The following is an 11,469-nucleotide window of genomic DNA, read 5'->3' on the forward strand; positions in this document are numbered from 1 at the left end:
CCTGGGTGCCCATCGCCTCTTGACAATTCTGTCCACGACCCATTAGATTACCTCCCTTCCGCTTTTTTGAAGGGCCCGGCGGCCCTTCTTCCTGGTTTTCATTCATCGGCGATGAATGCCCCCCAACCGGAGAAGGAGAAAAGATCATGGTCGAATTCAAGTACGCAGATCTGTTGCCCCTCGGCGACGACGATACCCCCTATCGGCAATTGACCACCGAGCATGTCTCGACCGCCGCATTTGAGGGCCGGACTGTGCTCAAAGTGGCGCCCGAGGGGTTGACGCTGCTGGCCGAAACGGCATTCCGGGATGTCTCGCATCTGTTGCGGCCCGGGCACCTGGCCCAATTGGAGAAGATCCTCAAAGACCCGGAGAGTTCGGCCAACGACCGTTACGTGGCCCTGGAAATGCTGAAGAATGCGGTGATTTCCGCCGAGATGGAATTCCCCATGTGCCAGGATACCGGCACGGCGATCGTCATGGGCAAGAAAGGGCAGCAGGTCTGGACCGGCAGCCGCGACGAGGAGGCCCTCGCCAGAGGCGTGTTCAACGCCTACACCCAGGGCAACCTGCGCTATTCCCAGAATGCGCCGCTCTCCATGTACGACGAGAAGAACACCGGATGCAACCTGCCGGCCCAGGTGGAGATCTATGCCACGCCGGGCGATGCCTACAAATTTCTTTTTATCGCCAAGGGCGGCGGCTCGGCCAACAAGACCTACCTGTATCAGGAAACCAAGGCGGTCCTCAATCCGGGCACGCTCGTGGATTTTCTGACCGCCAAGATGAAAACCCTGGGTACGGCGGCCTGCCCGCCCTACCACCTCGCCGTGGTGGTGGGCGGAACCTCGGCGGAGTTCAACCTCAAGACCGTCAAGCTCGCCTCGGCCGGCTACCTGGACAGCCTGCCCGTCGCGGGTAGCGAGAGCGGCCATGGTTTCCGTGATCTGGAAATGGAAAAAACCCTGTTGGTGCGGGCCCAACAACTGGGCATCGGGGCCCAGTTCGGCGGGAAATACTTCTGTCATGATATCCGGGTCGTGCGCCTGCCGCGCCACGGCGCTTCCTGTCCCATCGGCATCGGCGTCAGTTGCAGCGCCGATCGTAACATCAAGGCCAAGATTACGACCCAGGGCATTTTCCTGGAGCAGCTGGAAACCGACCCGGCCCGTTATCTTCCCGAGCCGGCGGGTGACGAAACGGATGCCGTGGCCATCGACCTCAACCAGCCCATGGACAGGATCCGGGCCATTTTGACCCAATATCCGGTGGCCACGCGGTTGAAGCTCTCCGGCAAGATTATCGTGGGACGGGACATCGCCCACGCCAAGCTCAAGGAACGCCTGGACAGCGGCCAGGGGTTGCCCCAGTATCTGAGAGACCACATCATTTACTACGCCGGCCCGGCCAAGACGCCGGCCGGATGCGCCTCCGGTTCTTTCGGCCCCACAACGGCCGGCCGCATGGACGCCTATGTGCCCCTCTTCCAGTCCCACGGTGCCTCCATGGTCATGCTGGCCAAGGGCAACCGCTCCAAGGCGGTCACGGACGCGTGCAAGAAGTACGGCGGGTTCTATCTGGGGTCGATCGGCGGGCCGGCCGCCCGCCTGGGCAAGGAGTGCATCACCTCGGTGGAGGTGCTCGAGTATCCCGAGCTGGGCATGGAGGCGATATACATGATCACGGTCAAGGATTTCCCGGCCTTCATTCTCGTGGACGACAAAGGCAACGACTTTTTCGAAAAACTGCTGTAGGGATCCCGTAGACCGGGCCACCTTGCCAAGGGGACTTTGCCAGGTGGCCCGGTGATCATGGGTCCAGGGCCTTGTCGGCAATCATCTGGTCGACACATTCAATGTGCTGCTTCATGGCCCGGTGGGCCGTCTCCGGGTCACCCGCCTGAATGGCCCGATAAATTTCCCGATGTTGCTCGGGGACCGTCCGCATCTCGGCCGGGTCCGTGTACAGATCGGCCATGTCGACCCGTACCTCGGTGAAGAGATAGTCGTAGACGTTTTTCATCATCAAGACTTGCAGGCGGTTTTGCGTGGCATAGGCGATGGCCATGTGAAAGGAGACGTCCGCCTCGGTGCTCAAGCGGCCGGCCTCGATCTCGTGCTCGAGTTCCTCAATGCTTTTTTCCATGAACTGCAGGTCTTTCTCCTGGGCACGCACGGCGGCCAAGGCCGCTGCATTGCATTCAAGTCCCAAACGAACTTCCAGGACATCGATCAAAGAGGCGTTTTGACTTTCGACCATGGAGGCCAGGAGACTTTGCTTCCGTGATTCGGGTGAACGCACGAAAGTGCCCTGGCCCTGTCGCTGTTCCAGAATTCCCATGATGACCAGCTTGTTGATGGCATCCCGAACCGAGGTGCGACTGACACCGAAGGCCGTTGCCATCTCCCGTTCGGTGATGATTTTTTCGCCGGCCTTGAATTGGCCGCGAAAAATCAGTTCGCGCAGTTGGTCGAAGACTTGGTCGGAAATGCGTTTGGGCTTGATGGGCTTGATGGGCAAGGGCATAGTGGCTTTGTCGCTCCGTTTGGAATAATGGTAGTACCAATTTATTGTTACCTAATACAGCTATGCTGTAGCTGTCAAGCCTATTCTGGATGCTGTTTACATCGCATTATATTGGATAATGGCGTTCTTTCTGCTTGACAGCGGATTTTTCTTTTGGGTATGAATGGTCAAACCAATATTTATTGGTTTATGGTATGCCAGTAGAACGGGTAAGCCCATCGGCAGGAATGCATTGGCGGGCGCCTTTCCCGGCTGGCCTTTTTTTATATCGAGGCGGTTTTAGGGCCGCCGTGCAAAAGGAAAGCAGGTAATCCATATGGAAGGTCTTGATGCACTTTTCAATCCGTCATCGGTGGCGGTGGTCGGTGCCTCCGGCACGCCGGGAAAAGTCGGCCATGATATCTTCGTCAACATTCTCAAGGGCGGGTTTACCGGGACCCTCTATCCGGTCAATCCCAGGGCCAAATCCATCTCCAGTGTGCGCGCCTACGCCACTATTCAGGATATTCCCGATCCCATCGAACTGGCCATCATCATTTTGCCGCCGCGGCAGGCGGAAACCGCCATTGAACAAGCCATCGCCAAGGGCGTCAAGGCGGTGGTCATCGTTTCCGCGGGATTCAAGGAGGTCGGCGGAGAGGGCCTGGAGATCGAACGGCGCATCGTGGCCATGTGTCGCGAGGCCGGGGTGCGCGTGGTCGGTCCCAACTGCCTGGGCGTGATCAACCCCATGACCGACGTTTGTCTCAACGCCAGTTTTTCGGGCCGCATGCCCAAGCCCGGCAATATCTCGTTCATTTCCCAGAGTGGCGCCTTGTGTACGGCCGTTCTGGATTTCGCGGCGGACAAGGACTTCGGCTTCTCCAAGTTCATTTCCATCGGCAACAAGGCCGACGTGGACGAGCTGGATCTCTTGCGTTACTTCCACGCCGATCCCGAAACCGAGGTCATCATGCTTTACATCGAGGAACTCCAGCGGGGACCGGAGTTCATCCAGGCGGTCAAGGAGATTACCGGTGGCGATCGGCCCACGCCGGTTTTGGCCATCAAGTCGGGCCGCACCAGTGCCGGGGCCCAGGCGGCCGCCTCCCATACCGGTTCACTGGCCGGCAGCGAGGCGGTCTACGAGGCGATCTTCATCCAGAGTGGCATTATCCGTGTGGATTCGATCAATGAGCTGTTCGATTTCGGAACGGCCTTCGCCTATAAAAATGAAAGTGCCCTGGGCAAGATGCGGCGCAAGGTGCCCATGGGCAACCGCGTGGCCATCGTTACCAATGCCGGCGGCCCCGGCATTGTGGCCACGGACATGACCATCCATTCGGGGTTGGAACTGGCCACGTTCAGCGAAGAGACTGTGGAGTCCCTGAAAAGCCATCTGCCCCAGACGGCCAATTTCCACAATCCGGTGGATGTCATCGGTGATGCGGCCCAGGATCGTTATGAAAACGCGCTGGGCGCCGTGATCAAGGACGAGGGGGTGGATGGCGCGATCGTGATCCTGACCCCCCAGAGCATGACCAACGCCATCGGCACGGCCGAAGCCATCGTGCGCATCGCCCGGCGTTCGCACAAGCCGATCCTGTGTTGCTTCATGGGGATCATCGATGTTTCCGCAGGCGTCAAGTACCTGCAGGAACATGGGGTGCCGGTCTATCGGTTTCCCGAAAGCGCGGCCAAGACCTTTGGCGCCCTGTACCGCTATTCGCGCTGGCTCAACCGTCAGCAGCTGGCGCCGTTTCCGGTCAAGCACGACAAGGCGCGCGCCGATGAGATCATTGCCGACGCCTGGAACGGGGGCAGCGCTATATCGGTGAGATCGGCGGCACCGAACTGCTCAAGTGTTACGGCTTCAACGTATTGCCCACCGAGCTGACCACCAGTGCCGAGGCCGCCGGCGATGCCGCCGAGAAGATGGGCTACCCGGTGGTGATGAAAATCGTATCGCCCCAGATCATTCACAAATCCGATGCCGGTGGCGTGCTGGTCGGTCCGGACAGTCGGGCGGCGGTCGTGGCCGGCTACACGACCATCGTGGAGAATGCCAAACGCTTCAACCCCGACGCCGAGATCACCGGGGTGCTGATCCAGCGCCTGGCGCCCAAGGGGCTCGAGGTGATCCTGGGCATGAGCCGTTATCCGATTTTCGGCCCCCTGATCATGTTCGGCATCGGCGGCGTTTTGTGGAAGTCTTTCAGGACGTGGCCTTCCGCCTGGCGCCCCTGACGCGCAACGGCGCCCGCAATATGGTGCGCAGCATCAAAGGTCACAAGCTCCTCAGCGGCTTCCGGGGGAGCCCGAAAACCGATATCGCCACCATCGAGCGCATGTTGGTGGGGCTTTCCGATCTGGTCATGGACCATCCGGAGATCAAGGAACTGGACATCAACCCGCTTCTCGTTCACCCGGAAGGCGAGGGGGTGACCGTGGCCGACTGCCGTTTTATTCTCGAAACACCGGCATAGATGGCGATTCCGCAAAAAGCGCTTTCCCCTTTTTGATAAAGTCGATATTGTAGGAAGCCACATTTTAGCATGCGCATGGGGCGGGTCGTCTGCAGTGGAAGGATCGCAAGGAAAATTTTATCGGGGAATGCTTTTTCTTTCATGAAGGAGGTGGATGATGGGACGGTCTCTTTATTGGGCTGATGGATATGTCGAGAAAAAACGGACCGCCCAGGAGGCGATCGCCTTGATTCGGCCGGGTCAGCGGGTTTTTATCGGCAGCGCCGCCGGTGAGCCCCAGGCCCTGGTCAGGGCGCTTTCCGGCGCCTCCATGCGACTCAGCGGATTGGAAATCGTGCGGCTGATGAGCCGCGAAACCACCTCTCTTTCCGAAATCGCCGACAAGACCCGCGATCACAGCCTCAATATCCGGACCATCTATCTGGGTTCGGCGGACACCGAAGGGATCGCCCGCTACATGCGGTTTATCACCCCGATCAATATGTCGGAGGTCCCCGGCCTGTTCCTGTCCCGCAAGATGCCGATTCACGTGGCCCTGATCCAGGTCTCGCCGCCCGACGATTTCGGCTGGATGAGCCTGGGGGTGTCGGTGGACGTTTGCATGGCCGCGGCCCAGAGTGCCGATCTGGTGATTGCCCAGGTGAACCCGCGGATGCCGCGGACCATGGGCCAGAGTTTCATTCATGTGAACAACATCCATGTTCTCGTGGAGCATGAGGAACCCCTGTTGGCCGTGGACCTGCGTAAACGCTCCGGCGCGGCCGAGTGGATCGGCAAGCACATCGCCCGTTTCGTCGAGGACGGGTCCACCATTCAGATCGGCCTGGACGCCGCTTCCCAGGCCACCATCAAGGGCCTGGCCGAGAAGAACGACCTGGGTTTTCACTCCCAGTACATCACCGATGACGTCATGCACCTGTATGCCAAAGGCGTCATCACCAATCGCAGGAAAGGCATCAACGAGGGCAAATTGGTGGCCTCGTGTGCCATTGGCAGCCATAACCTCTATGAATTTCTGCACGATAATCCGGGCGTGGATTTCCGACCCTCGGACTATGTCAACGATCCCTTTGTGATCGGCCAGCACCATCGCATGGTCTCCATGAACGTGGCCCATACCATCGACCTTACCGGTCAGGTAGCCGCCGAGGCATCGGAACACACCTTTTTTGCCGGGGTGTCCGGCATTCCCGATTTCGTGCGCGGAGCCAAACGCTCCAAGGGCGGCAAATCGATCCTGATGCTCTATTCGGCGTCCAAGGACGGCAAACGCAGTCATATCGTGCCTTCCCTGGGGGACACCCCCGTGGTGGTGCCGCGTGGCGACGTGCAATACGTGGTTACCGAATACGGAGCCGTCAACCTGTTCGGCAAGAGTCTCCAGGAACGGGTGCTGGCCATGATCGAGATCGCCCATCCGGATCATCGCGAGTGGCTTTTCAATGCCGCCAAGGAGGCCCGTCTGATCGGCAGCGAGCGGACCCTGGGCGAGGCCACCCGGGGCATTTATCCCATCCACCTGGAAGAGACCCTTCTCCGCGACGGCGAAGAGATCACCATCCGGCCGTCCAAGCCGGTGGATGAGCGTCGCATTCAGGAACATTACTACTCCCTCGACCGGAAGGATGTGCAGCTGCGTTTTTTCCACGACAAGAGCAGCTTCGACCGCAGCGACGTGGAGACCCGTTCGCAAATTGACTACATCAAGGATCTGACCCTGGTGGCGGTCGTGGGGGAGTTCGGTTTCGGCAAGGTGATCGGCGTGGGCGAATACCTGCTGCTGATCGAAAGCAACATCGCCGAAGTGGCCTTCTCCATTTCCAAGGCTTACCAGGGCAAGGGGCTGGGCAAACTGTTCATCCGCAAACTGGCCCGCGCCGCCCGGGAAAATGGCATTTCCGGGCTGGTGGCCTACACCGCTCCCCAGAACAAGGCCATGATCAATTTGTTCAAGACCATGCCCTATAAGGTGAAAACGACTTTTGACGGTGAGTCTTTGATGCTCAAATGCCGCTTCGATGAGCTGGCTGACCCGGTGAACGGATAATCTACCCATCGAATACTGCTGGTCTTGGTCGGCTACCGAATGGCCTTGCCGATGTCGACGACCGGCCGCGGAAGGTCTTTTGCGGAAGCCGGAATTTCATGTGGAGTTGATATGATTTAAAGCAAATACAGTATGATATCCTTATGGCGGATGCGGATTAACGGGGTTCAATTTATTCTTGCCATTTTGGTTTCATTGTGTCTAATATGCTTCTTTCCCTGAAAACCGACAGGGTTGATACCTGATGCGATGCCGCAACACCCCCTCTTTTTGCGGTTGGTCCAAATCCGTTGTCCGCAGCCGTGTCCTCGGTCGGACCCCCCCATCTTAACTAGTACGAAGGAGCAGCTATGGCAAAAAAAATGAAAACGATTGACGGGAACACTGCAGCCGCTCATGTGGCTTACGCCATGAGTGAGGTGGCCGCCATCTACCCCATCACCCCTTCCTCGCCCATCGGGGAAATTTGTGATGAGTGGGCGGCCAATGGCCTCAAGAACATCTTTGGCCAGACGCTGCTGGTGCGCCAGCTGCAGAGCGAAGCCGGAGCGGCGGCGGCGGTCCACGGCTCCCTGGCCGCGGGATCGCTGACTTCCACCTACACCGCCTCCCAGGGGCTGCTCTTGATGATCCCCAACATGTATAAGATGTCCGGCGAGCTGCTGCCCGGTGTCCTGCATGTGACGGCAAGAGCCATTGCCGCCCACGCGCTCTCCATTTTTGGCGATCATCAGGACGTCATGGCCGTTCGCCAGACCGGCTTTGCCTTGCTGGCCTCCGCGTCTGTCCAGGAAGTGATGGACTTGGGGCTGGTGGCCCACCTGGCCGCCATCGACAGCTCTGTGCCCTTCGTGCACTTTTTCGACGGTTTCCGGACCTCCCATGAGATCCAGAAAATTGAGCTGATCGATTACGCGGACATGGCCAAGCTGGTCAACATGGAGGCTTTGGAGAATTTCCGTAGCCGCGCCACCAACCCCGAGGCTCCGGAGTTGCGCGGAACCGCCCAAAACCCGGACATCTACTTCCAGGGCCGTGAAGCCGTCAATCCCTTTTATCAGGAAGTGCCGGACACGGTTGCCGACTACATGAAGAAGGTTTCGGCCCTGACCGGCCGCAAATACAACCTCTTCGACTATGTGGGCGATCCCAATGCCGACCGCGTGATCATCTCCATGGGCTCCTCCTGCGAGACCATCGAGGAGGTCGTGGATTATCTCAACGCCCGCGGCGAATCCGTGGGGCTGGTCAAGGTACGCCTCTTCCGGCCCTTCTCGGCCCAGCACCTGCTGGCGGCCATTCCGGCCACCGCCTCGCGCATTACCGTGCTCGACCGCACCAAGGAACCCGGCGCCCTGGGCGACCCGCTGTATCAGGATGTCTGTACCGCCTTCATGGAACGCGGCGAGATGCCGACCATCGTCAACGGCCGTTACGGGCTGGGCTCCAAGGAGTTCAACCCCTCCATGGTCAAGGCCGTGTTCGACAACATGAATGGCATGGTGCCCAAGAATCACTTCACCGTGGGCATCATCGACGATGTCTCCCATACCAGCCTGGAGGTGGAGGGCGGCTTTGACGTGGCGCCCGAGGGCACCGTGCAGTGTAAGTTCTGGGGGCTCGGGGCCGATGGAACCGTGGGCGCCAACAAAAGCGCCATCAAGATCATCGGCGACAACACCGACATGTACGCCCAGGCCTATTTTGCCTACGATTCCAAGAAATCGGGCGGCGTGACGATCTCCCATCTGCGTTTCGGCAAGACCCCCATCCAGTCCACCTATCTGATCGACAGCGCCGACTACATCGCCTGCCACAACCCATCCTATGTCCACAGCTATGAGGTCCTCGAGGGCATCAAGGCGGGCGGCACCTTCATGCTCAACAGCCCCTGGAGCCTGGAGGAGATGGAAGAACGGCTGCCGGCGGCCATGAAACGTACCATTGCGCGCAAGAAGCTCAAATTCTACAACATCGACGCGGTGAAAATCGCCGGTGAAGTGGGCTTGGGCGGGCGCATCAACATGATCATGCAAACCGCTTTCTTCAAGGCGGCCAACGTGATCCCCGTGGACGACGCCATCGCCTACCTGAAGGACCAGATCAAGAGCATGTTCGGCAAGAAGGGCGACAAGATCGTCAACATGAACAATGCCGCCGTGGACAAGACCCTGGATCACCTGGTGGAAGTGCCGGTGCCGGCCAGTTGGGCCGATGCCGGGACGGGTGCCGCGGCCGCGACCGACGATCCCGAGTGGGTGACCGAGGTGATGCGGCCCATGCTGGCCCAGCAGGGCGACAAACTGCCGGTGAGCGCCTTCTCGCCGGATGGTATTTTCCCCGTGGGGACCACCCAGTACGAGAAACGCGGCGTGGCCATCAACGTGCCCGAATGGATCATGGAAAACTGCATCCAGTGCAACCAGTGCTCCATGGTCTGTCCGCATGCCGCCATCCGTCCGGTATTGCTCACCGATGAAGAGTTGGCCAACGCCCCCGAGGGGTTCACGGCCAAACCCGCCATGGGCAAGGAACTCAAGGAATACAAATTCCGCATCCAGGTGTTTAGCGAGGATTGCATGGGCTGCGGCAACTGTGCCGACATCTGCCCGGCCAAGAAACCGGCCCTGGTGATGAAACCCCTTGGCACCCAGCTCGACACGCAGGTGCCCAACCAGCGCTTTGCCTCCAGCCTGCCGACCCGTGAGGGCCTGGTGGGCCGCAACACGGTCAAGGGCAGCCAGTTCTACCAGCCGCTGCTCGAGTTCTCCGGTGCTTGTGCCGGTTGTGGCGAAACGCCCTATGCCAAGCTGCTCACCCAGCTTTTCGGCGAACGCATGGTGATCGGCAACGCCACCGGGTGTACCTCCATTTGGGGCGGTAGCGCGCCGTCGATTCCCTACTGTGTCAATGCCGAAGGGTGTGGCCCCACCTGGGGCAACTCCCTGTTCGAGGATCCGGCCGAGTTCACCTACGGCATGTTCCTCGGCGCCCTGCAGCAGCGCAAGCAGCTGACCGAACTCGTCACCCAGGCGCTGGCCAGCGACATCGATGAGGAACTCAAGGCGGCCATGCAGGGTTGGCTGGACAACATGAAAGATGCCGAAGGCTCCAAAAAATACGGCGACCAGATCCGGGAACTGATTTTCTCCTATACGGGTGATCCGCTGCTGGACAAGATCGACAGCCTTTCGGCCCACTTCACCAAGCGGTCCTACTGGATCTTCGTTGGTGACGGGTCGGCCTACGACATCTCCTTTGGCGGTATCGACCACATCCTGGCTTCGGGCGAGGATATCAACGTGATGGTTTATGACACCGAGGTCTACTCCAACACCGGCGGTCAGAGCTCCAAGGCCACGCCCACGGGCTCGGTGGCCAAATTCGCCGCGTCCGGCAAGAAGACCGCCAAGAAGGACCTGGGCGCCATAGCCATGACCTATGGGTATGTCTACGTGGCCAACGTGGGCATGGGCGCCAACAAGCAACAACTGGTCAAGGCCTTTACCGAGGCGGAAGGTTACGATGGCCCCTCCCTGGTCATGGCCTATGCCCCTGCATCAACCACGGGATCAAAAAGGGCATGGGCAAGAGCCAGGAAGAGACCAACCTGGCCGTCAAGAGCGGTTACTGGCCGCTGTATCGCTACAATCCGACGCTCAAGGACGAGGGCAAGAATCCCTTTAGCCTGGATTCCAAGGCACCGGACGGCAGCCTGCAGGAGTTCCTGGCCGGTGAAGTGCGGTATGCCTCCCTGCAGAAGCTTTTCCCCGACGAGGCCCAGCGGCTGCACAAACGCCTGGAGCCGAATTCAACGCGCGTTACGCCAAAATGAAAAAGATGGCCGAGGCCGAATATCAGCCCGTGGAAGCCACCGGTGAGCTGGCCGCTCCGTCAGAGGACGGGGATGCCTGCACGCTGGCCGGCACCGCCGAGCACGCCGGCCGCTCCGGGGCGGATGACGCCTGCGACGACGGCAGGGCCGGAAAATAGCCCCTGCCTTATAAATGGATCATTTTAACGGGTCGCGCCATCCACAGGATGGGCGGCCCGTTCCGGTTGTATGTCTGTACCGATGGGGTCAACGATAGGAGATTCGTACCATGGACGACCAGCAGCTGAAAACCCTGATTGACGGGATCCGCAGCGGCGATGTCAGCACGGCCGCCGCGCTTGAGCGCCTCAGGAAGCTGCCCTTCGAGGATCTGGGATACGCCAAGGTGGATCACCACCGTTGTCTGCGCAACGGCGTGCCGGAGGTGATCTACTGCCAGGGCAAGACCGTCGACCAGATCAAGGGCATTGTCGAACGGATGATGCCGTACCATACCAACATCCTGGCCACCCGCGCCGACGCCTCGGTGTACGCGGCGATCCGCGGCCTCACCGACGACTGCCGGTACCACGACATGGCGCGCGCATCGTGGTGAT

5 protein-coding genes and 2 pseudogenes are annotated in these 11,469 nt (G+C 59.7%); 6 read left to right on the plus strand and 1 reads right to left on the minus strand.

Annotated elements, in window-relative coordinates; genetic code table 11:
• Positions 1-146: 146 nt before the first annotated feature.
• Positions 147-1,754, plus strand: coding sequence for a fumarate hydratase (locus JCM12296_RS27900; RefSeq protein WP_054699969.1), 1,608 nt, complete (start codon positions 147-149; stop codon positions 1,752-1,754).
• Positions 1,755-1,809: 55 nt separating this feature from the next.
• Here the strand turns inward: JCM12296_RS27900 and JCM12296_RS27905 are convergent, their stop codons facing one another.
• Complete coding sequence (locus JCM12296_RS27905; RefSeq protein ID WP_054699971.1) at positions 1,810-2,526, minus strand: FadR/GntR family transcriptional regulator; 717 nt, start codon at positions 2,524-2,526, stop codon at positions 1,810-1,812.
• Between the two features lie 316 nt (positions 2,527-2,842).
• Here JCM12296_RS27905 and JCM12296_RS27910 point away from each other — a divergent pair, with 316 nt between their 5' ends.
• The 5 genes and pseudogenes from JCM12296_RS27910 (at position 2,843) to JCM12296_RS27925 (ending at position 11,468) form a co-directional block, all read left to right on the plus strand.
• A complete protein-coding gene (locus JCM12296_RS27910) occupies positions 2,843-4,402 on the plus strand; it encodes an acetate--CoA ligase family protein (protein WP_246804987.1) in 1,560 nt (519 codons plus the stop codon).
• Positions 4,360-4,991, plus strand: a pseudogene (locus JCM12296_RS45960) (acetate--CoA ligase family protein). The gene JCM12296_RS27910 and the pseudogene JCM12296_RS45960 overlap by 43 nt, the downstream one beginning before the upstream one ends.
• A gap of 154 nt (positions 4,992-5,145) precedes the next feature.
• A complete protein-coding gene (locus JCM12296_RS27915; RefSeq protein WP_306304146.1) occupies positions 5,146-7,038 on the plus strand; it encodes a bifunctional acetyl-CoA hydrolase/transferase family protein/GNAT family N-acetyltransferase in 1,893 nt (630 codons plus the stop codon).
• A gap of 350 nt (positions 7,039-7,388) precedes the next feature.
• A pseudogene (nifJ, locus tag JCM12296_RS27920) lies at positions 7,389-11,031 on the plus strand (pyruvate:ferredoxin (flavodoxin) oxidoreductase).
• Positions 11,032-11,141: 110 nt separating this feature from the next.
• Positions 11,142-11,468 (plus strand): hypothetical protein, encoded by a 327-nt coding sequence (locus tag JCM12296_RS27925; protein WP_054699975.1) that lies wholly within the window; start codon positions 11,142-11,144, stop codon positions 11,466-11,468.
• The last annotated feature ends 1 nt before the right edge of the window (position 11,469 follow it).

The organism is Desulfosarcina cetonica JCM 12296 (assembly GCF_001311845.1).
Taxonomy (GTDB): domain Bacteria; phylum Desulfobacterota; class Desulfobacteria; order Desulfobacterales; family Desulfosarcinaceae; genus Desulfosarcina; species Desulfosarcina cetonica.